At 72.8% G+C, this 22,076-nt stretch carries 24 protein-coding genes; 17 read left to right on the top strand and 7 right to left on the bottom strand.

Features of this window, described 5'->3' with window-relative positions; translation table 11 throughout:
- Positions 1-15 precede the first annotated feature (15 nt).
- From ASG28_RS11445 to ASG28_RS11430, 4 genes are all read left to right on the top strand, one after another.
- Positions 16-873 (top strand): flagellin N-terminal helical domain-containing protein, encoded by an 858-nt coding sequence (locus ASG28_RS11445; protein ID WP_055975183.1) that lies wholly within the window; start codon positions 16-18, stop codon positions 871-873.
- 188 nt (positions 874-1,061) lie between these two features.
- Entirely contained in the window at positions 1,062-2,450 is a 1,389-nt protein-coding gene (gene fliD, locus ASG28_RS11440) for a flagellar filament capping protein FliD (RefSeq protein WP_055975180.1), read from the top strand.
- On the top strand, positions 2,450-2,926 hold the full coding sequence (gene fliS, locus ASG28_RS11435; RefSeq protein ID WP_082059937.1) for a flagellar export chaperone FliS: 477 nt from the start codon (positions 2,450-2,452) through the stop codon (positions 2,924-2,926). Before fliD ends, fliS begins: the two co-directional genes overlap by 1 nt.
- On the top strand, positions 2,916-3,251 hold the full coding sequence (locus tag ASG28_RS11430) for a hypothetical protein (RefSeq protein WP_055975178.1): 336 nt from the start codon (positions 2,916-2,918) through the stop codon (positions 3,249-3,251). Before fliS ends, ASG28_RS11430 begins: the two co-directional genes overlap by 11 nt.
- Before the next feature lie 55 nt (positions 3,252-3,306).
- Here the strand turns inward: ASG28_RS11430 and ASG28_RS11425 are convergent, their stop codons facing one another.
- The gene (locus tag ASG28_RS11425) at positions 3,307-4,836 is read right to left on the bottom strand and encodes a CitMHS family transporter (protein WP_055975175.1); all 1,530 of its coding nucleotides are present in this window, start codon (positions 4,834-4,836) and stop codon (positions 3,307-3,309) included.
- Positions 4,837-5,006: 170 nt separating this feature from the next.
- Here ASG28_RS11425 and ASG28_RS11420 point away from each other — a divergent pair, with 170 nt between their 5' ends.
- Both ASG28_RS11420 and ASG28_RS11415 read left to right on the top strand, forming a co-directional pair.
- Positions 5,007-6,953, top strand: a complete 1,947-nt coding sequence (locus tag ASG28_RS11420) for a sensor histidine kinase (protein ID WP_082454593.1) — start codon at positions 5,007-5,009, stop codon at positions 6,951-6,953.
- A complete protein-coding gene (locus ASG28_RS11415; RefSeq protein ID WP_055975173.1) occupies positions 6,950-7,654 on the top strand; it encodes a response regulator in 705 nt (234 codons plus the stop codon). The genes ASG28_RS11420 and ASG28_RS11415 overlap by 4 nt, the downstream gene beginning before the upstream one ends.
- A gap of 49 nt (positions 7,655-7,703) precedes the next feature.
- Here ASG28_RS11415 and ASG28_RS11410 read toward each other — a convergent pair whose 3' ends face one another.
- The 6 genes from ASG28_RS11410 to ASG28_RS11385 all read right to left on the bottom strand — a co-directional run bounded on the left by ASG28_RS11410 (position 7,704) and on the right by ASG28_RS11385 (position 11,958).
- A complete protein-coding gene (locus ASG28_RS11410; protein ID WP_055975170.1) occupies positions 7,704-8,246 on the bottom strand; it encodes a hypothetical protein in 543 nt (180 codons plus the stop codon).
- A 3-nt stretch (positions 8,247-8,249) separates the two neighbouring features.
- Positions 8,250-8,777 carry a hypothetical protein gene (locus ASG28_RS11405; RefSeq protein WP_055975167.1) on the bottom strand — a complete coding sequence of 176 codons (528 nt, stop codon included), beginning with the start codon at positions 8,775-8,777 and terminating at the stop codon, positions 8,250-8,252.
- Positions 8,778-8,786: 9 nt separating this feature from the next.
- On the bottom strand, positions 8,787-9,215 hold the full coding sequence (locus tag ASG28_RS11400; protein WP_055975164.1) for a hypothetical protein: 429 nt from the start codon (positions 9,213-9,215) through the stop codon (positions 8,787-8,789).
- Between the two features lie 119 nt (positions 9,216-9,334).
- On the bottom strand, positions 9,335-11,218 hold the full coding sequence (locus tag ASG28_RS11395) for a hypothetical protein (RefSeq protein WP_055975161.1): 1,884 nt from the start codon (positions 11,216-11,218) through the stop codon (positions 9,335-9,337).
- The gene (locus ASG28_RS11390) at positions 11,215-11,589 is read right to left on the bottom strand and encodes a DUF6507 family protein (protein ID WP_055975158.1); all 375 of its coding nucleotides are present in this window, start codon (positions 11,587-11,589) and stop codon (positions 11,215-11,217) included. The genes ASG28_RS11395 and ASG28_RS11390 overlap by 4 nt, the downstream gene beginning before the upstream one ends.
- Positions 11,590-11,682: 93 nt before the next feature.
- Positions 11,683-11,958 carry a hypothetical protein gene (locus ASG28_RS11385; RefSeq protein WP_055975155.1) on the bottom strand — a complete coding sequence of 92 codons (276 nt, stop codon included), beginning with the start codon at positions 11,956-11,958 and terminating at the stop codon, positions 11,683-11,685.
- Positions 11,959-12,150: 192 nt separating this feature from the next.
- Between ASG28_RS11385 and ASG28_RS11380 the strand changes: the two genes are divergently transcribed.
- From ASG28_RS11380 to ASG28_RS11330, 11 genes are all read left to right on the top strand, one after another.
- A complete protein-coding gene (locus ASG28_RS11380) occupies positions 12,151-12,498 on the top strand; it encodes a flagellar basal body rod protein FlgB (protein ID WP_055975153.1) in 348 nt (115 codons plus the stop codon).
- Positions 12,495-12,890: a flagellar basal body rod protein FlgC gene (locus ASG28_RS11375; RefSeq protein ID WP_043596823.1), complete on the top strand. Its 396-nt coding sequence runs from the start codon at positions 12,495-12,497 to the stop codon at positions 12,888-12,890. Before ASG28_RS11380 ends, ASG28_RS11375 begins: the two co-directional genes overlap by 4 nt.
- Positions 12,890-13,246: a flagellar hook-basal body complex protein FliE gene (gene fliE, locus ASG28_RS11370; RefSeq protein ID WP_082454592.1), complete on the top strand. Its 357-nt coding sequence runs from the start codon at positions 12,890-12,892 to the stop codon at positions 13,244-13,246. The genes ASG28_RS11375 and fliE overlap by 1 nt, the downstream gene beginning before the upstream one ends.
- The gene (gene fliF, locus ASG28_RS11365; protein ID WP_055975150.1) at positions 13,246-14,937 is read left to right on the top strand and encodes a flagellar basal-body MS-ring/collar protein FliF; all 1,692 of its coding nucleotides are present in this window, start codon (positions 13,246-13,248) and stop codon (positions 14,935-14,937) included. Before fliE ends, fliF begins: the two co-directional genes overlap by 1 nt.
- Positions 14,934-15,989 (top strand): flagellar motor switch protein FliG, encoded by a 1,056-nt coding sequence (gene fliG, locus ASG28_RS11360; protein ID WP_055975147.1) that lies wholly within the window; start codon positions 14,934-14,936, stop codon positions 15,987-15,989. The genes fliF and fliG overlap by 4 nt, the downstream gene beginning before the upstream one ends.
- 314 nt (positions 15,990-16,303) lie before the next feature.
- Positions 16,304-17,062, top strand: coding sequence for a FliH/SctL family protein (locus ASG28_RS11355; RefSeq protein WP_055975142.1), 759 nt, complete (start codon positions 16,304-16,306; stop codon positions 17,060-17,062).
- Between the two features lie 62 nt (positions 17,063-17,124).
- Positions 17,125-18,483: a FliI/YscN family ATPase gene (locus ASG28_RS11350; protein ID WP_055977517.1), complete on the top strand. Its 1,359-nt coding sequence runs from the start codon at positions 17,125-17,127 to the stop codon at positions 18,481-18,483.
- Positions 18,483-18,941: a hypothetical protein gene (locus tag ASG28_RS11345; RefSeq protein WP_055975141.1), complete on the top strand. Its 459-nt coding sequence runs from the start codon at positions 18,483-18,485 to the stop codon at positions 18,939-18,941. Before ASG28_RS11350 ends, ASG28_RS11345 begins: the two co-directional genes overlap by 1 nt.
- Positions 18,938-19,726 (top strand): C40 family peptidase, encoded by a 789-nt coding sequence (locus ASG28_RS11340; RefSeq protein WP_235477765.1) that lies wholly within the window; start codon positions 18,938-18,940, stop codon positions 19,724-19,726. The genes ASG28_RS11345 and ASG28_RS11340 overlap by 4 nt, the downstream gene beginning before the upstream one ends.
- The gene (locus ASG28_RS11335) at positions 19,723-21,615 is read left to right on the top strand and encodes a flagellar hook-length control protein FliK (protein ID WP_055975135.1); all 1,893 of its coding nucleotides are present in this window, start codon (positions 19,723-19,725) and stop codon (positions 21,613-21,615) included. The genes ASG28_RS11340 and ASG28_RS11335 overlap by 4 nt, the downstream gene beginning before the upstream one ends.
- Before the next feature lie 12 nt (positions 21,616-21,627).
- Positions 21,628-22,074, top strand: coding sequence for a flagellar hook assembly protein FlgD (locus ASG28_RS11330; RefSeq protein WP_055975132.1), 447 nt, complete (start codon positions 21,628-21,630; stop codon positions 22,072-22,074).
- The last annotated feature ends 2 nt before the right edge of the window (positions 22,075-22,076 follow it).

The raw sequence follows: 22,076 nt of genomic DNA, 5'->3' as shown, positions 1-22,076 counted from the left end.
ACGGAGGAGAACACCATGGGTATGCAGATCAACACCAACCTCGCGGCCAACAACACGTACCGCAACCTGAACGCCACGCAGAACGACCTGTCGAAGAGCCTCGAGAAGCTCTCGTCCGGCCTCCGCATCAACCGTGCCGCTGACGACGCGGCCGGCCTCGCGATCTCCGAGGGCCTGCGTTCGCAGGTCGGCGGACTGACCGTCGCCGCACGCAACGCCCAGGACGGCATCTCGGTCGTCCAGACCGCTGAAGGTGGCCTCACCGAGGTGCACTCGATCCTCCAGCGTGTCCGCGACCTCGCCGTTCAGGCCGGCAACGACTCGAACAACGAAGACGCCCGCACGGCGATCCAGACCGAGGTCACGGCACTGTCGAAGGAGCTCACGCGCATCTCGGGCTCGACCAACTTCAACGGCATCAAGCTGCTCGACGGTGAGGCCGCGACCGGCGCTGCCGCTGGTACCGGCAAGCTGACCTTCCAGGTCGGTGCCGGTAGCGACGCGGGCAACGACCAGATCGAGATCGATCTGTCGAAGTCCAACGTCGGTACCATCGCGACCGATGTCGCCGCCCTGAAGTTCACGACCTCGGCGGAGGCCCTCACCTCGATCGCGGCGATCGACACGGCCATCAAGGCCGTCTCGACCACCCGTTCCGAGCTGGGTGCCGTCCAGAACCGCTTCGAGCACTCCATCGCGTCGACCAACGTCGCGAAGGAGAACCTCACGGCGGCCCAGTCGCGCATCCGCGACGTGGACATGGCCGAAGAGATGGTCAAGTACACCCGCTCGAACGTGCTCAGCCAGGCCGGCACCGCGATGCTGGCCCAGGCGAACCAGAGCACCCAGGGCGTGCTGTCGCTCCTCCGCTAGTCCTAGCTGAGGAAGGTCCCGTGCTCCCAGCTCGGGCCTGAACCACCACCTCACCGCGGTTCGAGACCGGGTGGCCTCGACGGTGCAGCTGATCCTGCACCGTCGGGCCACCCGGTCTCAGCACTTCCCCCCACTTCGATCTGCCCCACGGTCCGACCCCGGACACCCCACCTCGACAGGAGCACCTGATGGCCTCGCTCGGCATCGACGGCCTCGTCAGCGGGCTCGACACCACGACGCTGATCAACACGTTGATGCAGTCCGAGGCCGTGCCGCAGACGATCCTGAAGAACAAGGCCACCGTCGGCCAGACGCTCGTCACGGCACTGCAGGGTCTGAACACCAAGATCGCCGACCTGGCGACGCTCGCGACCTCGACCGCCAAGGCCGGCTCGCTCTCGCTCTTCACCCCCACCAGCAGCTCGACGGCCGTCACGGCCACCACCGCGCCCGGGGCCGTCTCCGGCTCGATCGACCTTGTGGTCGGCTCGACCGCCTCGTCGAAGACCGCCGTGACCGCGGCGATGACCGCCTGGCCCGACTCGCCCGCCACCCTGACCTTCGTCTCGGCCGCGGGCACGAAGACCGAGGTGACCGCCGCCTCCTCGTCGCTCGACGACGTCGTGAAGGCGATCAACGCCTCCGCCGCCGGCGTCTCGGCCGTCAAGGTCGCCTCGGGCAAGGATGCCTCGGGGGCCGTGCAGTACCGCCTGCAGCTGTCGAGCCAGAAGAGCGGCGCCGAGGGCGGCTTCGACGTCTTCCGAGGCACGGCCGCCGACGTGGCCGCCGGTACCGCGCCCGACCTGATCGCCCAGCCCGGTGCCGCCGTGATCTCGCAGGCACGCGACGCCTCGATCACGCTGTGGGCGGGCACCGCGGCCGAACAGGTCGTCACCAGCAGCAGCAACACGTTCACCGACGTGATCCCCGGCGTCTCGGTGACCGTCTCGGCCGCGACGACCGAGCCGGTGCACCTCTCGATCGCCCGGGACGCGACCGCCGCCACGAAGGTCGCCACCGACCTGGTCGCTGGCGTCAACGCCGCGTTGAGCCTCATCAGCACCAAGAGCGCGGCCACCACTTCGACCAGTGCGACGGGGACGACGACCGTCACCGCCGGCGTCTTCGGCGGCAACTCGACCACACGCGGCATCACTCAGCGTCTGACCGATGCCGTGCTCAGCCCCGTCGACGGGCAGTCGCCGAGCACCATCGGCATCTCGATCGACGCGAAGACCGGCCAGTTCGCCGTCGACGCCACGAAGTTCGCCGCCGCGCTCGCCGCCGACCCCGCGAAGGTGCAGGCCACGATGAGTGCCATCGCCGCGCGGGTCGCTTCGACGTCGACCGCCGTGTCGGACAAGTTCGACGGTTCCTTGACGAAGGTCATCACCGGGCAGCAGTCGGTCGTGAAGGACCTCAACAACCGCGTCAGCGACTGGGACGACCGTCTCTCCGCTCGCCGCGCGAGCCTGCAGAAGACCTACTCGGCCCTCGAGACCTCGCTCAGTGCTCTGACCGCGCAGCAGAAGTACATCTCGAGCCAGCTCGCCACCCTCTCGACGAGCAGCAGCTGATGGACGCCACCTCGTTCGCCGCCTTCGCCGCGGCCTCGGCCGGCCCCTCGGCCGTCGTGCAGAAGCAGCGCGCCCAGTACACGAGCGACGCCGTGCTGTCGGCGACGCCCGTGCAGCTCGTCACGATGCTCTACGACCGCCTCATGCTCGACCTGTCGCGCGCCGAGGCCGCTCAGGTCGCCGCGAACTGGGGCACCGCCTCCGAGCAGTTGCTGCACGCCCAGGCGATCATCGCCGAGCTGTCGTCGTCTCTCAAGATCGACGTCTGGGACGGCGGCGAGGGCCTGCTCGCGCTGTACACCTACACGTCGACCGCCCTGGTCAACGCCAACGTGCACCGTGACGTCGCGCAGACCCGCGAGGTCATCGGGCTGCTCGAACCGTTGCGCCAGGCCTGGCACGAGGCCGCGGCCTCGCTGCAGGCGGGCGCCGCCTCGACCGTCCCGGGCCTGTCCGGAGGCTTCGGTGTCGCCTAGGACCGAGCGGACGCACGCCGCCTGGCGCGCCGCCCTCGACGAGCTGGAGGCGCTGGTCGCCGAGGCGGACGCCTCGCTTCCCATAGGCGACGGCGACCCCACCGCCCTGCCCACTCCGGCCCGTCGATGGACGCCGCCCGTGGGGCTGGGGCCGTTGCCACAGGAGTTGGCGACCCGCGCCTCCTCGTTGGCCGAGCGCCAGCGCGGCGTGCTCGCCCGCCTCGAGGCGGCGCGGGTCGCCGTGCTGCAGCACCTCGGCGCCGTCCGCACCGTCGAGGCGTCACACGAGCCCTCGCGCCCGGTCTACCTCGACGCCACCGGCTGAGGCAGAGCAAGGCCCGGCCCGGCCCGGCCCGGCCCGGCCCGGCCCGGCCGGAGCCTCAGCCGAAGGGGATGACCCCGACGACGATCGCGACCACGAGCATGACGACCGAGACGACGGCCGCTCGCCAGAGGACCTTCTTGTGGTGGTCGCCGAGGTTGACGTTCGCGAGGCTGACCAGCAGCAGGATCGCCGGCACGAGCGGGCTCTGCAGGTGCACGGGCTGGCCGATGACCGACGCGCGCGCCATCTCGACCGGCTCGATGCCGAACGCCGCGGCGCTCTGGGCGAGCACGGGCAGGATGCCGAAGTAGAAGGCGTCGTTGCTCATGAAGAAGGTGAGCGGCAGGCTGAGCAACCCCGTGATGACGGCCAGGTACGGGCCCATCTCGTTCGGGATCACCTGCACGAGCCACTGCGCCATCGCGTCGACCATGCCCGTGCCGTTGAGCACGCCGATCAGCACGCCGGCGGCGAAGACCATCGAGACGACGCCGACGATGCTCGGCGCGTGGGCGACGATCTCGGCCGACTGCTGCTTCACCTTCGGGAAGTTGATCAGCAGCGCGACCGCGACGCCGACCATGAACACGTAGGCCAGGGGGAAGAGGTCGAGCACGAGCAGCACCATCACCACGACGGTCAGCGCGAGGTTGAACCAGATCAGCTTGGGACGCAGGGTCTCGCGGGTCGGGTCGAGCATCGTGTCGGCCATCGTGCCGGCCATGGGTGCGCCGTTCTCGCTGCCGGCGGTGCCGCCCGGGTTGTAGACCGCGCGCTCGCCGGGGGCGTCCGCGCGGCTGCCGTCGGCGCGACCGCCGCGCAGGCCCAGGGCGACCGTGGGGCTGGTGAACATCGAGACGCCGACGCCCGCCTTGCCCGGTCCGCCGCCGCGGGCGGCCGTGGCCAGCTCGCGTGACAGGGGGGACATCTTCTCGGCCGCGGCGGCGAGCACCGAGCCGCCGAGCTCGACCGTGCCGAGGCGGCGGCGCTCGCGCAGGCCCATCAGCCAGGCGAACACGAACACGATGACGAGGCCCGTGATCAGCGACGGCACGAGCGGCACGAAGATGTCGGACGGCGCGACGTTGAGGGCGGCGGCGGCGCGCACGGTCGGCCCGCCCCAGGGGACGATGTTGAGCGTGCCGTTGGCGAGGCCGGCGACGCAGGTCAGCACGACCGGGCTCATGCCGAGCTTGAGGTAGATCGGCAGCATGGCGGCGGTCGTCACGATGAACGTGGTCGACCCGTCGCCGTCGAGCGAGACGGCGCCGGCCAGCAGCGCCGTGCCGAGCACGATCTTCGCGGGGTCGTTGCCGGTCACACGGAGGATGAACCGCACGAGCGGGTCGAACAGCCCGACGTCGATCATCAGCCCGAAGTACATGATCGCGAACATCAGCAGCGCCGCGGTCGGGGCCAGGTCGCCGATCGCCTCGATCACCATGTCGCCGATGCCGAGGCCGGCCCCCGCGAACAGGCCGAAGATGGTCGGCACCATGATCAGGGCGAGCATCGGCGAGAGCCGCTTGGTCATGATCAGCACCATGAAGGTGGCGATCATCAGATAACCGAGGATGACGAGCATCAGGACTCCTTCGTCCGGTTCGTGTGTCCGGGCACGCTAGCCGCGCCTCCCGACCCGCGTCGCGCTTGTGCGCATTGGCCGACTATCGCGCGTTGCCGAGGTTCTGCGCGTTCTGCTCAGGACCGCAGGAGGCGCGGGTCGGGTCGGCCACGCCCGGTACCCTGGCGGGCGTGACCGACGACAGTTCACCCCGGGGGCGGCGCACCTCGACGAGGGCCCGACCGGGATCGCGACGCGACCTCGGGCAGGGGCCGGCGCCGCGCCTCCGGAAGCGACGTTTCGCCACCGAGGTGCTGCTGCTGCAGCTCGCCGTCGTCACCGCCATCGTGCTGCTGACCAGCGCCGTCTTCGCGACGATCGCCGTCCAGCGCCTGGCGCGCGAGGCCGAGTCGACGGCGCTCGCCGTGGCGCAGAGCGTCGCGAGCGACGCCGACGTCCGCGAGCAGGTCGCGCTGCTGAGCGTCGACGGCACCGAGATCGACCAGGAGGCGCTGGCCGGGGGAGCCCTGCAGCGCACCGCGGTCGCGGCCCAGCAGCGCACCGGGGCGCTCTTCGTCGTCGTGACCGACGATCGCGGGGTGCGGCTGGCCCACCCGGACCCCTCCCGCATCGGCGAGCGCGTCAGCACCAGCCCCGACGCCGCCCTGCGCGGGGAGGAGGTCGTGGCCTGGGAGCGCGGCACGCTCGGCGACTCGGCCCGCGCGAAGGTGCCGATCTACGCGCCGGGCGTCTCGGTCGGCGCGGCGTCGCCGGGGTCCGGCTCGGCGGCGGACGTCGTGGGCGAGGTCAGCGTCGGCTACGCGCCGACCCGGGTCTACGACACGCTCGTGCAGGACGCCGTGCCGGTCGTCGGGGTGGCCGTGCTGGCCCTCGCGCTCGGCGTCGTCGCGTCGGTGCTCATCCGCCGGCGGCTCGACCGGGCGACCCTCGGGCTGCAGCCGGAAGAACTGTCGACCCTCGTGCAGAACCAGCAGGCCGTGCTCGGCGGCGTCGGCGAGGGCGTGCTCGCCGTGTCGCGCGACGGCGTGGTGACGGTGTGCAACGACCAGGCCGCCCGACTGCTGGGGCTCGACGCGGGTGCCGTGGTGGGGCAGCCCCTCGGCGGGCTCGACCTGCCCGAGGGGCTCGTCGCGCTGCTCGGCTCGAGCGGTCGGCACGGCGACGTGGAGGTGACCCCGGGAGGGACGCCGGCCGGCACCACGACCGACACGACGCTCGTGGTCGACCACCACGTGCTGCTCGTCGACGTGCGTCCGGTGTCGCGCGACGGTGTCGACCTCGGCCGGGTCGCGGTGGTGCGCGACCGCACGGCCGTCGAGGCCCTGACCCGTCGGCTCGACGCCGTCGGCGCGATGACCACGGCCCTCCGCGCGCAGCGACACGAGTTCGCCAACCGGTTGCACGCCCTGTCGGGGATGCTCGAGCTCGGTCGCGCCGAGCAGGCCCGCGCCTACCTCGCCGACGTGCTCGACCACGGGCCGTTGCGCTACCCCGTCGCCCACGCCGACCGGTTGACCGAGCCGTACCTGCAGGCGTTCCTCGGGGCGAAGGGCGTCGAGGCGGCCGAACGGGGCGTGCTGCTGAAGCTCGGGCCCGAGACGCTCGTCACGGGGTCGGTCGTCGAGCCCGGCGACGTGACGACCGTGCTCGGCAACCTGGTCGACAACGCGGTCCGGGCCGCCGTGGCCGGTCGCGTCACCCCCGCCTGGATCGAGGTCGAGGTGCTCGACGACGGCACCGACCTGCACCTGTCGGTGATGGACTCGGGGGACGGCGTCGCCGACGCGGGGCAGCTGTTCGACCGCGGGCCGCACGCGGCCGACGTCGCGGCCGATGTCGAGGCCGACCCCGCACGCGTGCACGGTCTGGGCTTCGGGCTGCCGCTGTCGCGCGACATCGCCCGGCGACGCGGGGGCGACGTGTGGCTGGGTTCGCCCGGTGGCGAGGGGCACGGGGCCGTGTTCTGCGCGAGGCTCGTGGGTGCGGTCTCGAGCGAGGCGGTGGTGACGGACGCGTCCGGGTCGGCCCGCGCCTCCTCGTTCACCGACGGACCACACGACCGGCCCGACCCGCGCACCGGCAGCGCCCCCCGCAGCTCCGAGAGGACGACTCCATGACGACCGAACTCACCGTGCTCGTGGTCGACGACGACTTCTACGTCGCCGACCTGCACCGTCGCCAGGTCGAGCAGCTGCCCGGCCTGCGGGCGCTGCCGGCCGTCGGCACGATCGCCGAGGTGCGCCGCGTCCTCGCCGAGCGGCCGGTCGACCTGCTGCTGCTCGACGTGCACCTGCCCGACGGCAGCGGCCTCGACCTGCTGCGCGAGGTCGACGTCGACGCGTTCGTGCTCAGCGCCGCGTCGGACGCCACGACCGTGCGGCGGGCCCTGCGGCGCGGGGCGCTCGGCTACCTGATCAAGCCCTTCGCGTCGGGAACGCTGGTCGACCGGTTGCGCGCCTATCAGCGGTACCGCAACGTGCTCGACGAGCGGACGGCCGTCGACCAGGAGGCGCTCGAACGGGCCCTGCGCATCCTCCATTCCGGCGACGCGGCGAAGGCGGCCTCGTCGTCGCGGTCGGCGACCGAGCAGGCGGTGCTCGAGCAGTTCGGCGCGGAGGCCGGTGCCGGTGCCGGCGCCGCCGGCGGGGCCGACGTCGGGCCGCTCGAGCTCTCGGCGGCGGACGTCGCCGCCCGGGTCGGGGTCTCGCGCGCGACGGCCCAGCGCTACCTCGCGGCGCTCGCCGCGGACGGCCTCGTCACGATGAAGCTCAGCTACGGCACCACCGGCCGCCCCGAGCACCGCTACTCGCGCCCCTGACCCGACGCGCCCCCTTGTCAGGCGTGCGGCCGAGGAGGCGCGGCTCGGCTCAGTCCGCGGGTGCGGTCTCGACGACCGGGCCGTTCACCTGGACGTCGATCAGGCGGTTGACGGAGCTGTCGGGCCCTCCCCGGAGGGTCACGGTGTAGGGCTCGTCCGCACCCTCACCGGGTCCGGTCACGATCCGCCGTGAGCCGCTCGGGGTGGTGTCGTCCTCGAACACGGTGAAGCCGTCGGCGACGAGGGCGTCGACCAGCGCTGCCGTCGTCGCGTCCCGGGAGACGCCCGGCACGAGCACGACGGAATGCGCGACGGTCCACTGACGGATGCTGCTGTCCGGGTCGTTCGGTGTGCCGGCCACGCCGGCGTCCCCGTCCTCGAACACCTCGACGCTCTCGACGACCGCGGGGTCGACGAGCGCGACCACCCGGTCGACGAGGTCGTCGGCACGTCGGCCGGTCTCTTCGACGGACATGGTCGGCACGGGCGTCGACGTCTCGTCCGTCGTCGGCCGGGTCGTGCTGCACGCTGTCAGGACGGTGACCAGGGCGATCGCGATCGACGCGGAGACCCACGACCTCTCGTCAGTCACGACTCACGGTACTGTCTCGACCGTCGGTCCGACGACGCCGAGGAGGACGTAGTTCTGGCCGGGTGACGCACCGTTGTCGCCGGCCTGCACGGTCAGTTCGAAGCCGTCGTAGCGGTCCTCGTCGGAGGTCAACGTGACCCAACGGCCTCCCGCGTTCGACGTCTCACGGTCGAGACCCACCGTCCAGCCGTCCGCGACGTGGGCGTCGATCACCGACTCGGCGACGTCGAGCTGAGGCGCGTCGGCCACGAGATCGACGTACCGCAGCACCCGCCACTCCTGGATGCTGCCGTCGGCGTCGTCCGCCGAGCCGCCGATCGCCGCCGCGCTGTCCTCCTGGGCCTCGACGCTCGCCACGAGCGTCGGGTCGATCTGGGCTTGGAGGCTGTCGATCAGTTCCGTGGCGACCGTGCCGGTCTCTTCGAGGGACAGTCCGTCGTCCGCATCGTGAGGCCCGGTCGTGCCAGTGCTGCATGCCGTGAGGAGCGCGAGGCCCAACACGACGACGCAGAGCGCGCGGCGGTCACCCATGGAGGAACGTCACGTCGCTGCGTCACCATCGGTCTCGACGGTCGGGCCCGTCACGGCGAGCGACAGGACGGCGGGTGTCGAGCCGTCGTCGCCGGCCTGCAGGCGGATCTGGTACCCCTCGTCGGCGTCCCGTGTCAGTTCCACCCATCGGCCTCCCGCGCCGGTCGTCTCACCGTCGTAGACGACCTTCCAGCCCGACGACCCCAACTCGTCCACTGCGTGGTCGGCCAGCTGCAACTGGTTCGCCGGCTCCCGCAGCGAGATGGTGCGTTGTACGTGCCACTCGACGACACTCGAATCGGCATCGACGTCGCCACCGAGCAGCGATCCCGCGCTGTCGTCGACGACCTCGACCGACGTGACCTGGTCGCTGGGGATGAGAGCTTGTACGGCATCGGCGATCTCGTTGGCCTTGATCTGCGTCTGGTCGATGGTCACGGTGTCCTCCTGGGACGAGCGGGTAGGGGAGGCATCAGGCGCAGGCGAACCCGACGTGCAGGCCGTGACGAAGGCGAGCAGGACGACGCCCGTCAGTGCGCCGGCAGTGTGGAGGGACCTCATCCTCCCTGCCCCGTCTCGACAGCGATCGTCCGGCGTCGGTAATCGTCCTGCATGATCGGGAGGTCGTCGACCCCGACGTCCCACTTGTGGCTCTCACCCTCGGGGTCCTCGACGAAGGGTTCGACGTCACCGCCGGTGAGGACACCCATGACCTGCCGGAAGGCGGACGACTTGGTCGACCACCAGTTGAAGTGTCCTCGCATCGGTCCGCTCTCCTGTCCTGCGGAGGCATCGTTGAAGCCCGTCTCGAGCCGGGTCACTCCTGGTGTGTCGACCGGACTGCCGCCGTGGCCGATGCCGGTTCCCGGGAGTTCGAGCCCCTGGGAACCACCGACGATCGGATCGAACGGAGCGAGCATGGCGTAGTGGGGCACGTCGGCCGTCTCGGGGTACTGATCGAGGTCGCGGATGCCGTGTCCGAGACCGGCGCTGGACACGTGGAGCACCCGGTCGACATCCATCCCCTCCTTCTCTGCCATGCCGACGACCGCCCCGCCGTAGCTGTATCCCACGGCCGTCACTGTCGTCGACTCGTGGTGGTCGACGGCGTTGACGAGCCGAGAGAGTCGCGGGGCGAGGTCTTCGCTGGCTGCGGAGTTCGCCGCCTCGGCTCCCTGGGGGAAATGACCGCCTTGCCAGGCCAGCATTCCCAGTGACCCCGGAGGCATCGCTGCGTTCGCCATGGTCGTCGCCTTGTCGATGCTGCCGTCGGCATTCGAGAGGAGGCTTCCCGTTCCGGGGACGTAGACGCCGACGTCCCGGGTCGAGGCCGGTATTCCGCCATCCGGGCCCAGCCCCCCGACGTACACCGCGATGGCCTCGCGAGACGGGTCGAACACGATCACGTGCGCACCCTCCGTCGTCGTCGTCGAGCCGTCTGCGGCGACGACGGTGCTCTGCTCCTCGAGGAGTCCGTCGTAGAGACGGAGTTCAGCGGCCCACGCGTCTGCCTGGGCTCGTCGTTCGTCGGAAGGGTGCTCCGGGACGCCGTCGATGAGCCGTCGCAGGCGTTCGCTCTCGGACCGCAGCCCGTTGTGGTTCGCCTCGATGCGGCGGTTCCACGGCACCCCGTCCAGATTGCCGACGAGGAGGTAGGCGCTCGAGACCATCAGCGCCTGCGCGGTGGGATCGACTCCGTTCCACCAGGTCTCGGTCGCCTCCGCCGACGGCGGCGCGTCGATGAGGGAGTGCATGCGCTCCTCGTTGTCGGCGACCCACGCGTCGAGTTGGTCGCGGTCCATCGCCGCGAGCTGCTTGAGCGTCGTCATCGCCGCGGCGTCGACGTTCGCGTCGAACGTCGTCAGCACCGTCTGCCAGGCGCCGGGGCGGGCGATCGCGGCCGCCTGGTCGTCGCGCACCGCGCTCAGTCCGCTGCCCGTGCCTCCGGACACGGCCCCGATCGCGCCGGCGCAGTCGCGCTCGGCGTCGAGGATCGCCGACGTGATGCCCGACGCCGCCCGGCGCAGGGACTGGTCGCGGGCCACGAACTCGGGGTTCGACGTCCACGACTCGGACCCGTTGCCGTCCTCGCCGTGCCAGGTCGCGACCTCGATGCCGAACTCGCCGACGTCGGTGTACAGCCGGTCGCGCAGCACCTCGAGCGGGGCGAGCGCCTCGGCGTAGGCGGCGAGGGCGTCGGCGATCTGCTCGATCGACGTCGCCAGGTCGTCGCCCGCGACGCGCACCGGGGCGACCGCCCCGAACAGCACGCCCTGCTCGGGAGCCTCGTAGACGCCGCCGAGACCCTGCCAGTGAGTCTCGACGTCCGCACCCGCCGACCGCAGCGGCTCGGCGGTCGCCCGCAGGGACGTCGCCGCTGATTCGACGGCGGCGGGGTCGTCGGCCATCGGCTCGACGTCGGCCGTCGTGATGTAGCTCATCGGACCCTCCAGGCACCGCGGTCGACGCCCGCAGGAGGCGCGCTCCGGTTCCACGCGTCGACGGCCGAGGCGCGGGTGGTCGCGTTCGCCGCCATCTCCTCGTCGCCGTCGAGGTAGGCGGTCGTGGCGTCGCTCGCCCCACCGACCGCCCGGCGGACGGTCGCGGCCATGCGGTCGGCGACGTCCTCGCGCTCGTCCATGGCGGATCGCAGCGCCGCCGAGACGGTCGGTGCGGCCACGGTGGCCACGGCCGACGCCGAGGCGACGTCGAACGCCGACCCCGCCGCGGTCAAGGCTTCCCCGTCGGTCGCGACCGAGGCGAGAACCGCCCGTACCCCGTCGATCGAGATGCTCCACGACGTCATCGTCATCCCCCCTGGATGCTCTGTTGTCCGCCCGCTGCCCCGAGCGCTGCTCGTTCATCGTGCCACAGTGCCCCGGCGGACGACACCGGCGGAGGGCTGTCAGCCCACGAACCACCAGAGCGACGCGATCTCGGCGGGCTGCTGCTGAAGGCCGATCCACAAGCCGACCGGCCACAGGAGCAGGGGCAGCACGACCCCGACCGCGATCGCCGCGACCACGAGGGCGAGGAACACGAGCCCGACCAAGGCACCGACCGACCGGCGGCCCAGGGCAGCCTCCGCAGCCGCCTCGTCGTCGTCCACGACGATCTTCTCGTCCGGGTCGGGGGCGTGCTCGTCCCCGAGGCCCAGCAGCCGTCGGCCGTCCTCGTCCATGCGCGCGCCTCCGTTCCCCGGTCCTGGGCGCGACGCTAGCAGCAGCCGGCGTGCGCCCCCAGTACGGGGCAGGCGCCCGCCCGCCGCTTACGCCGCCCCGCGCCCCGCCGATAGAGCGCCGTGAGCACGGATCGCTCGCACACCCCGGCCACGGATCGGCCCCCGCACTCCACCGACCCCACCGGGACAGGCATGCCACTCGAATCCGTGACGCAAGCGGCGCTGCAGAGCGCCCTCGACGGTCTCTCGCTGCGCCAGAAGACGATCGCCGCGAACATCGCGAACGTCAACACCCCCAACTACACCGCCAAGCGGGTGCAGTTCGAGGAGGCGCTGGGCCGGTCGGTCGCGTCCGGCAGTGGAGCGGTCCAGGCGTCCACGTCGCGCAGCCTCGAGCCCACGCGCCTCGACGGCAACAACGTCAACCTCGACACGGAGACCCTGTCGAACGTCGACACCGTGCTGCGGTACCAGTTCGCCACGCAGGCCATGAACTCCGAGCTGACGGCCGTCCGCGCCGCGTTCCGGACGAACTCGTGACCGCCTTCGACGCGATCGGCATCGCGAGCACCGGCCTGACCGTGCACCGCAAGTGGCTCGACGCCGTCTCGGACAACATCGCCAACGTCAACACCGTCAAGTCGATGGACGACACCGCCTTCCAGGCCCGCTACGTCGAGGTGCAGGAGGGCGCCGGCACCTCGGGCGTCTTCGTCAAGGCCGACCGCTACGGCAGCGAAGCCGGCCGCGTCACCTACCTCCCCGACCACCCGCTCGCCGACGCCGAGGGATACGTGCGCATGCCCGACATCGACCTCGGCGCCCAGATGGGCGACCTGATCATGGCGCAGCGTGGCTACCAGGCCAACGCCGCCGTGGTCGACCGTGCCAAGACGGCCTACGAGGCCGCACTCCAGATCGGACGTGGCTGATGCCCATCGCAGGAATCCAGGCCCTCGGGGCCGTGCAACAGTCCGGCTACGCCGACGTGAGCTCGCTCATGACGGCCGGCGGCGCGTCCGACGTGACGGGCTCGACCGGCGCGACCGGCGCCTCCTCGGTCTCGGGCGCGACCTTCGGCGCGACCATGACCGGTGCCGTCGAGGGCCTGCAGCAGCTGCAGTCCGAGTCGAAGACCCTCGCGGTCAAGGCCGTCACGGGCGACCTGACCGACATCCACGACGCGACCATCGCCGCGACGCGTGCCCAGGTCACGCTCGAGCTGGTCAGCGCCGTCCGCAACAAGGGCGTCGACGCCTTCAACGAGATCATGAGGATGCAGGCCTGATGCCGAACGCCGTCAAGGGCCAGCTCGCCAAGCTCGGTGCCGCCCTCCAGAGCTTCACGGTCGCGCAGCGCACGATCGCCGTCATCCTGCTCGCCGCGCTCGTGCTCGGCGTCGTCGCGCTCGTCAGCTGGCTGGGCAAGCCCACCTACACGCCGCTGTTCAGCGGCATCGACCCGACCGACGCGAGCGCCATCGTCGAACTGCTGCAGACCGACGGCGTGCCGTACCAGCTGACCGCGGGCGGCGGCACGATCCTCGTGCCCGAGAACGTCGTCTACGACGAGCGCCTCAAGGCCGCGGCCGCGGGGCTGCCCGCCGCGAGCTCGGGCGGCGGCTACTCGCTGCTCGACACCATGGGCGTCACCTCGTCCGAGTTCCAGCAGAACGTCACCTACAAGCGCGCCATCGAGGGCGAGCTCGCCAACACGATCAAGGCGATGGACGGCGTCAAGAACGCCAGCGTGCAGCTCGCGATCCCCGAGGAGTCGGTCTTCGTCGCCGAGCAGCGCGACCCGACCGCCTCGGTGTTCGTCGAGACCCAGGCCGGTGCGACGCTGGACTCGAAGCAGGTGCAGGCCATCGTCAACCTCACCAGCGCCTCCGTCGACGGCATGAAGGCGACCGACGTCGCCGTCACCGACGCCTCGGGCACGGTGCTGTCGGCCGTCGGCAGCGGAGCGGTCGGAGGCGCGGGCGGCGACGCGAGCGACTACGAGTCCAAGGTCCAGGCGTCGGTGCAGGCCATGCTCGACAAGATGGTGGGCCCCGGCAACTCGTCCGTCGTGGTGGCCGCCGACCTCGACCAGAGTTCGGGCACCAAGGTGACCGAGTCGTTCTCGCAGCCGACCTCGGGGCCGATCGCCCTCAACGAGTCGGGCACCACCGAGCAGTACGGCTCGGGGGCGGACGGGGCGAACGGTACCGGCGCGACCGGCGTGCTCGGCCCGGACAACATCGCCGTGCCGAACGGCACCGCCGCCGACGGGACCACCACCGCGGGCACCGGCGCCGACGGCGGATACACCAACGAGTCGACCACGAAGAACAACGCCGTCGACAAGGTCACCGAGAGCCTCAACGTGCCGGCCGGCGAGGTCAGCCGGCAGACGGTCTCGGTCGCGCTGAACTCGGCCGCGGCCAACGGGGTCAACATGCAGAGCGTGCGCGACCTCGTCGGCGCCGCCGCCGGCATCGACGCCGCCCGCGGCGACACCGTCCAGGTCGCCCAGGTCGACTTCGACACCTCGGCCGCGGACGCCGCCGCCGAGGCGCTCAAGGCCGCCGACGCGGCGAGTGCGAGCGAGGCGATGTGGGGCACCATCCGCACGGTCGGCATCGTCGCGGCCATCGCGATCGCCGCCATCGTCGGCCTGATCGTCTTCGCCCGTCGCAGCCGCCGCCAGGACCGCGAGGACGTCGACCTCGGCGAGCTCGCCCCGCAGAACGGTGCCCAGACCTGGGACGCCACGATGCCGCTGTCGCTCGACGACGCCGTCGCCACCTCGCGGCTCACGCTGCCCGGCATGGGCGAGGCGAGGACCGAGCTGCTCGACGTCGACGCCCCGACGCCGTCGCCCGAGTTCGTCTCGGCCGAGCGCCGCCGCGCCGAGATCGACGCGATGGCCGAGCGCGACCCGGGCAAGACCGCCGAGCTGCTGCGCGGCCTGATGGACGACCGGCAGCCCGCATGAGCCTCGTCCCCACCACCTTCGGTGCCCCGGCGGCCCCCGGCGTCGGCAAGCCGTTGACCGGACCGCAGAAGGTCGCGGTCATCCTGATGCAGATGGACCAGGCCCGTGCGGCCGCGGTCATGAAGGAGTTCAGCGAGGTCGAGGCCGAGGAGATCGCGGCCGAGATCGTGCGCCTGCGTCGCGTCGACCCGTCGCTCGCCGAGGCCACCGTGGCCGAGTTCCACGACCTCAGCGTCAGCGGCCGCTACCAGCGCCGCGGCGGGCACGACGTCGCGGTCGGCCTGCTCGAGGCGTCGTTCGGTTCGGAGCGCGCCGCCGGCGTCATGGAGCGCATGGCCTCCAACATGGCCGGCAAGTCGTTCGAGTTCCTCGACGAGGCCGAGGCCGGTCAGGTGGTGACGCTGCTCGACGGCGAACTGCCGCAGACCATCGCCCTGGTGCTCGCCCACCTGCGACCGCAGCAGGCCTCCGCCGTGATGTCGGGTCTCGACGTCGAGCTGCGCGCCGACGTCGCCCAGGCCATCGCGACGATGGGCACGGCCACCCCCGAGTCCGTGGGCATCGTCGCGGCCACCCTCAAGGTGCGGGCCGGTGCCGTCGTCGCCCCGCGCGAACAGGTCGAGGTCGTCGGGGGCATCCAGCCGTTGATCGAGATCCTCAACCGCAGCGACGTGGCGACCGAGAAAGCGCTGCTCGAGGGCCTCGACGAACGCGACCCCGAGCTGGCCGAGGAGGTCCGCTCGCGCATGCTCACCTTCGAGGACATCGTCAAGCTCGAGTCGCGCGACATCCAGCAGGTGCTGCGCGGCATCGACGCGGCGATCCTCGCCACGGCGATGAAGGGCGCACCGACCGCGGTGACCGAGGTCATCCGCGGCAACGTCTCCGAGCGCAACCGCGAGTTGCTGGACGACGAGCTGCAGTCGATGGGTCCGGTCCGCAAGTCGCAGATCGAGGAGGCGCGGGCGTCGGTCGTGCGCGCCATCCGCGAACTCGAGGCGATGGGCGCGATCACCATGCACCGCTCCGACGACGACGCCCTCGTCGACTAGCTGGCCCCCCATCGACCACCCCACCCGCCCCTCCTCTCCCGCCCGGCCCCTTCCCTCTTCCCTGTGCACATCGCGACAACGGCAGGGCGACACGCCGACTGCTGACGAAGGTGAGCGGCGAGTCGGGCCGACGTGGTCGGGTTCGGTACGCGGAGCCGGGAGGTGCGGGTCGGGTTCGGTACGCGACGCGGCCCCCCTTCGGGGCAAGCCCTAACGCCCGCCCGCCGCGCGTCGAGAGTCGCCGGTGAGCACGGATCGCTCACCTCACCCCTGGCCACGGATCGGCCGTCACCCCCAACGCCGAACGGCTCGTGATGCTCGACTCCGTGATGACCCCCGAGGGCGCTGCCCCGGCCTTCGCGCGCGTCAGCTACCCGTCCGTCTCGCTGCCGGGGTCCGACGCCGCCACCACCCGACAGGCCCACGACGCCCGGGCCGAGGCCCGCGGTCACGCCGCCGGGTACGCCGCCGGCCTCCGCGCCGCCGAGCTCGAGCTCGCCGCCCGCCGGGCCGTCCTCGAGGCCGAGCACTCCGACCTGCTGCACCGCCTCCAGGCCGCGACCGTCTCGGCCGTCGGGGCCCTCGCCACGTCGGCCCGTGCGCTCGACGCCCGCGTCGCGCCCGTCCTGGACGACGCCGAGGAGGCGCTGGTCGCCACCGCCTTCGAGCTCGCCGAGGCGGTCCTCGGCTACGAACTGCGCGCCTCCGAGTCCGTCGACGACGGGTCGCACGGGGTCGACGCCACCGCCACGCCCGATGCCATCGTCACGCCCGACGTCGACCCGCGCCTCGGCCGCACCGCTCGTGCGGCCGTCGCCCGCGCCCTCGCCGTGACCGACCCCGGCGACGTCGTGACCGTCCGCCTGCACCCGGCCGACCTCGCGCAGCTCGACGCCGCGACCCGCGACTCCGTGGCCGCCGAGGTGTCCTTCGTGGCCGACGCGAGCCTGGCCCGCGGCGACGCCGAGGCCGAGCGACGCATCGGCCAGGTCGACGCCCGACTCGGCACCGCGCTCGACCGGGCCCGGACGGCGCTGCTCGGTGACCCGGCGTCGGACGGGGGAGTCTCGTGACCCTCACCGCGCCTCCTGCTCTCGTGTCGACGGGTGCCGTCGTCGACGGCGGCCGTCCGCGCGTGCCGACCGCCCTGGCCCCCCGTCTCGCCGCGGCACGCGTCGCGGCCCGCCCGCAACGCGTGGGCCGGGTCAGCTCGGCCGTGGGCCTCGGCCTCACCGTGCAGGGCCTCGACGCGGCCGTCGGCGAGATCGTCGCCGTCGGCGACGCGACCGCGACGTCCGGCGGGCCCGGCGCCGGCTCGGACCTCGCCGAGGTCGTCGCGACCACGCCCGACGGCGTGCGGTGCATGCCGCTCGGCCGCCTCACCGGCATCACGACCGGCACGCCCGTCCGCTCGACCGGTCGTCCGCTGCTCGTCCCGACCGGCACGGGCCTGTTCGGGCGCGTGCTCGACGGGCTCGGTCGGCCGATCGACGGCAAGGGGCCGCTCGTCGGCGCCGACGGGGGTCGCGTCGACCTCGTGCCGCTCGACCACGAGACCCCGTCCGCCATGCACCGGGCGCGCATCGACACGCCCCTGCAGCTCGGCGTGCGCGTGCTCGACACCCTGACCACGGTCGGCAAGGGCCAGCGCGTCGGCCTGTTCGCCGGCTCGGGCGTCGGGAAGTCGTCGCTGCTGTCGATGATCGCCCGCGGCTCGGACGCCCAGGTCAGCGTGATCGCCCTGGTCGGCGAGCGCGGCCGCGAGGTGCGCGAGTTCCTCGAGGACGACCTCGGCCCCGAGGGCCTCGCCCGCTCGATCGTCGTCGTCTCGACCAGCGACGAGCCCGCCCTGATGCGCCTCCGCGCCGCGTTCGTCGCGACCCGCATCGCCGAGTCGTTCCGCGACCAGGGCGCCGACGTCGTGCTGATGATGGACTCGCTCACCCGCGTGGCGATGGCCCAGCGCGAGATCGGCCTCTCGGTCGGCGAACCGCCCGCGACCCGGGGCTACCCGCCGTCGACGTTCTCGGTGCTGGCCGGCCTGCTCGAGCGCGCCGGGACCGACCGCATCGGCTCGGTCACCGGGCTCTACACGGTGCTGGTCGACGGCGACGACCACAACGAACCGATCGCCGACGCCGCCCGCAGCATCCTCGACGGGCACGTCGTGCTCGACCGCAAGCTCGCCGTGACCGGGCACTTCCCGTCGGTCGACGCGCTCGGCTCGGTCTCGCGCGTCGCCTCGAAGGTGACCAGCCCGCCGCAGCGCGCCGCCGCGACGACGCTGCGCAAGGTGATGGCCGCGCGCCGAGCCGCCCAGGACCTGCTCGACGTCGGCGCGTACCAGCGTGGCACCAACCCGCTCGTCGACGCGGCGGTCGACCACCAGGGCGCCATCGACGCGTTCCTGCAGCAGGGCATGGACGACCGGGCGGCCTCGGCCGACTCGTGGAACGCCCTGGCCTCGCTCACCTCACGGTTCGGAGCGATCTGATGGCACGTCCGTTCTCGCTGCTCGGCCTGCTGCGGCTGCGTCACGCCCAGCAGGACCAGGCCGGCGCCGTCCTCGCCGAGGCCGCCGACCGCCTGCGTGAGGCCGCCGACGAGCGCGTGCGCGCCAAGCGCACCCTCGCCGACGAGCCGTCCGAGGTCACGGACGCGGCCATGCTGAGCGCGCTCGCCGCCTCGCGGGCCTCGTCGCGCGGCATGCTCGCCGAGCTCGACGCGGTCACCCAGCGCCGTCAGGCCGACGCCGACGCGGCGCAGGCCGCCTTCAACGAGGCCCGTCGTGCGGCGATCGGCCTCGAGAAGCTCGAGCACAAGCACGTGGTGGCCGAGGCGGCCGCCGACCTGCGCGACGAGCAGATCGCCCTCGACGAGATCGCCTCGCGCCCCCGCCCCGACGGCTCGCCGTCCGGCACCGACCCCGAGAACCCAGGAGGCGCGGCGTGAGTCCCGTGACCGAGGTCCTGTCCCGCATCCAGGACATCCAGGCGACCATCGCCCAGCTGCGCGCCGGCACCACCGGTGCGACGTCCGCGACGGCCACCGCCGCGTCCGCCACGTCGGCCACGGCCTTCGCCGACGCGCTCGCCGGCACGTCCGGGACGGGCGCGACGGCGACCAGCGCCTCCGTGGACGCCGTGGCCGGATCGGTCGCGAGCGGCAGCGGAGCGGACGGCTCGGACGTGGTCGAGTCCGCCAAGAAGTACCTCGGCGTGCCGTACGTGTTCGGCGGCGAGGACCGGACGGGCATGGACTGCTCGGGTCTCGTGCAGACCGTGTTCGAGGACCTCGGCGTCAGCATGCCGCGGGTCGTGCCGGACCAGGCGAAGATGGGCGCCGAGGTGTCGTCGCTCGCCGAGGCGAAGCCCGGCGACCTGCTCGTGCCCAAGGGCGAGGGCCACATCGTGATCTACCTCGGCGACGGCAAGGTGCTGCACGCGCCCCGTCCGGGCAAGGACGTCCAGATCGTCGACAACTGGTACAAGGACTCCGACCTCAGCACGATCCGCCGCATCGTCCCGGCCGAGGGCGCGTCGGGTGCCGCGCCGACGTCGGCCGCGTCGTCGGCGCTGTCGAGCCTGTCGGGCTTGTCGGGTCTCTCCGGCCTGTCGGGCCTGTCCGGCCTGTCCGGTCTCTCCGGTGCGGCCGGTGCGTCGGGCGCGTCCTCGTCGGGGACCGACCTGATGACCGCGGCCCTCCAGAAGCTGATGAGCGCGGGGGTGGCCTCGTGACCCTGTCCCGCACCCTTCCGTTCGCGCCTCCCGCCCTGTCCGAGGCGTCGTCGCTGCGTGCCCCCGTCGGGTCGCGCGGACCCGGAGCAGGCGGTGCCGGTGCCGGTGCTGCCCGCGAGGCCGACCGTGCGGCCGCCGGCTTCGGCGCCGCCATGCGTCACGAGCACGCCTCGCGGGCCGCCGACCGGCGCGACGCCCGGGTCGCGGACCGTGACGCCGGCACCGCGGACCGTGACGCCCGCGCCGCCGCACGTACCGCCGGCGGCGCCGACGACCGGAACGCCCCGGTCGGCCCGGACTCCTCGACCCCTGCCTCGAACGAGAACGTCGCCACGTCGCTCGACCCCGCGTCCGTCGCACCCTGGCGCCGGACCCTCGCCGGTGCGAGCTCGGCGCCGACCGCCGGATCAGCCGGTGCCGCCGAGCCCGCAACGCCGGCCGGAGCCTCGGAACCCCCGTCGACCACCGCCGGCGGGCCCGCCGTGTCGGACGGCACGGCATCCGGCATCGTGACGCCCGGTCTGCCCGTCGCCAGCGCCGTCGCCGGCAGCAGCGCCGTCGTCGCCTCCGCCTCGGCCGGGGCCACCGGGACGACGGACGCCGCCGGGACGGTCCCCGCTGCGGTTCCTGCCCTCGCCGCCGTGTCGCTGCGTCCTTCCGCGTTCGCTGATCCGGTACGCACCGGAGCGCTGACCTCCCCCGGCGCCTCGGCCGAGAGCCTCGATCCGGCACGTACCGGATCGGCCGGCTCGTCCATGGTCGCCGGGCCGGTCTCCGACCTCGATCCGACACGTACCGGATCGGCCGACCCGTCCGTCTCCGGCTCGGCCCTCGGCGCGTCGGCGCCCACCACCGCCTCCGCCTCCTCGGGAGCTGCCGACGTTGCCGGTCCCACCGCGGCAGCGAGCGCTCCGATCACCACGGCTTCCACCCCGGGAATCGCCGCCGCGACCACGACCCCTGCCACGCCCGCAGTCGCAGGAATGACCGCCGCGACCGCCGCAGCGACCGCCGCGCCCTCCGGCACGAGTGCGGCCGGCACGTCTGCCGACTCGGCCCTCGCCGGTCCGTTCGCTCCGGTACCCACCGGATCGGCCGGCCGCTCCGAGGCGCTGCCCGTCACCGGTGATCCGGTCCGTGCCGGATCGACGATCCCGGGGCCTGCCTCCTCCGCGGCAACGGCGACGGACGGCCGTCCCGTCTCGTCGCCCGCCACCGTCTCGGCCCCCTCCACCGGCCCCGCGACCGCCCCCGTCGACACGCTCGTGTTCGCCGCCCCCGGGACCGTCGCGACGTCCGCGGCCTCCGCCACCAGCGCCTCCTCGTCCGCGACCCCGACGCCGGCCGCCGCGCAGCCGGCCCCGTTGACCCAGCAGCTCGCCCGCCCGCTGTTCACGCTCGCCGCGGCGGGCCCCGGGGTGCACGTCGTCACCGTGGACGTCGCTCCCGAGGCGCTCGGCCCGGTCACCGTCCGGGCCCACGTCTCGGCGCACGGCACGCACGTCGAGATGTTCGCCGCGTCGGACGCCGGCCGCGACGCCGTCCGGGCGATCCTCGGCGACCTCCGCCGCGACCTCGCGACCGCGTCGAACCCGGGAGGCGCAGGCCCGGGAGGCGCGGGTCACCAGACCAGCGTCGACCTCTCGTCCCAGAACCAGCCGTCCGACGCCCGGGGCGACCGCTCCGGTCAGCCCGGCTTGCTCGGGGCGCAGGCCGGTGCCGACGGCGGGCCGGGCCGGCAGGCTCGCGACGCCGCCGAGGCGCGCACCGCCGACGCCCGCACCGGACGCGCGCCGCGCGACGGAACCGACCCCCTCGACGCGACGGGCGCGGTCGACCGTGCCCGCGCCTCCTCGTCCCTCTCGACGTCCCTCGACGTCCTGGCCTGAACCGGAGACCCCATGCCCTCGATCGACCAGATATCGGGAACCGTCGACGTCGCGACCCAGATCGCCGCCGCCAACGCCGCGAAGAGCGGCTCGAGCCGTGCGACGACGAACACGATGGACAGCGAGATGTTCATGAAGCTGCTCGTCACGCAGCTGAAGAACCAGGACCCGTCGACCCCGATGGACACCAACGCCATGATGTCGCAGACCACCCAGCTGGCGATGATGGAGCAGGTCACGGCCCAGACGACGACGGCCAACGAGAACTTCTCGCTGCAGATGCGCATCGCCGCGTCGAACCTCGTCGGCCGCGAGGTCAGCTACACGGGCCCCGACGGCGTCGAGGTGAAGGGCACCGCCACGAGCGTGTCGTTCGCCGAGGCCGTCCCCAAGGTCTCGGTCGGCGGGAAGGAGGTCGCGTTGGATCTCATCTCGGGCATCGCCACCACGAAGGCGTGACA

The sequence above is a fragment of the Frigoribacterium sp. Leaf415 genome (genome assembly GCF_001424645.1).
Lineage (GTDB): Bacteria > Actinomycetota > Actinomycetes > Actinomycetales > Microbacteriaceae > Frigoribacterium.
This window is presented reverse-complemented; position numbering and strand designations above follow the sequence as displayed.

Excerpts from the sequence above, each read along its gene's own strand:
- ASG28_RS11445 (WP_055975183.1), top strand. The coding sequence starts at position 16 with ATGGGTATGCAGATCAACACCAACCTCGCGGCCAACAACACGTACCGC.
- ASG28_RS11345 (WP_055975141.1), top strand. The coding sequence starts at position 18,483 with ATGGCACGTCCGTTCTCGCTGCTCGGCCTGCTGCGGCTGCGTCACGCC.
- ASG28_RS11355 (WP_055975142.1), top strand. The coding sequence starts at position 16,304 with ATGCTCGACTCCGTGATGACCCCCGAGGGCGCTGCCCCGGCCTTCGCG.
- fliG (WP_055975147.1), top strand. The coding sequence starts at position 14,934 with ATGAGCCTCGTCCCCACCACCTTCGGTGCCCCGGCGGCCCCCGGCGTC.
- fliF (WP_055975150.1), top strand. The coding sequence starts at position 13,246 with ATGCCGAACGCCGTCAAGGGCCAGCTCGCCAAGCTCGGTGCCGCCCTC.
- ASG28_RS11425 (WP_055975175.1), bottom strand. The coding sequence starts at position 4,836 with ATGCTCGTCATCCTCGGTTATCTGATGATCGCCACCTTCATGGTGCTG.
- ASG28_RS11415 (WP_055975173.1), top strand. The coding sequence starts at position 6,950 with ATGACGACCGAACTCACCGTGCTCGTGGTCGACGACGACTTCTACGTC.
- ASG28_RS11390 (WP_055975158.1), bottom strand. The coding sequence starts at position 11,589 with ATGACGATGACGTCGTGGAGCATCTCGATCGACGGGGTACGGGCGGTT.
- fliS (WP_082059937.1), top strand. The coding sequence starts at position 2,450 with ATGGACGCCACCTCGTTCGCCGCCTTCGCCGCGGCCTCGGCCGGCCCC.
- fliD (WP_055975180.1), top strand. The coding sequence starts at position 1,062 with ATGGCCTCGCTCGGCATCGACGGCCTCGTCAGCGGGCTCGACACCACG.
- ASG28_RS11380 (WP_055975153.1), top strand. The coding sequence starts at position 12,151 with ATGCCACTCGAATCCGTGACGCAAGCGGCGCTGCAGAGCGCCCTCGAC.
- ASG28_RS11405 (WP_055975167.1), bottom strand. The coding sequence starts at position 8,777 with ATGGGTGACCGCCGCGCGCTCTGCGTCGTCGTGTTGGGCCTCGCGCTC.
- ASG28_RS11395 (WP_055975161.1), bottom strand. The coding sequence starts at position 11,218 with ATGAGCTACATCACGACGGCCGACGTCGAGCCGATGGCCGACGACCCC.
- ASG28_RS11330 (WP_055975132.1), top strand. The coding sequence starts at position 21,628 with ATGCCCTCGATCGACCAGATATCGGGAACCGTCGACGTCGCGACCCAG.
- fliE (WP_082454592.1), top strand. The coding sequence starts at position 12,890 with ATGCCCATCGCAGGAATCCAGGCCCTCGGGGCCGTGCAACAGTCCGGC.
- ASG28_RS11385 (WP_055975155.1), bottom strand. The coding sequence starts at position 11,958 with ATGGACGAGGACGGCCGACGGCTGCTGGGCCTCGGGGACGAGCACGCC.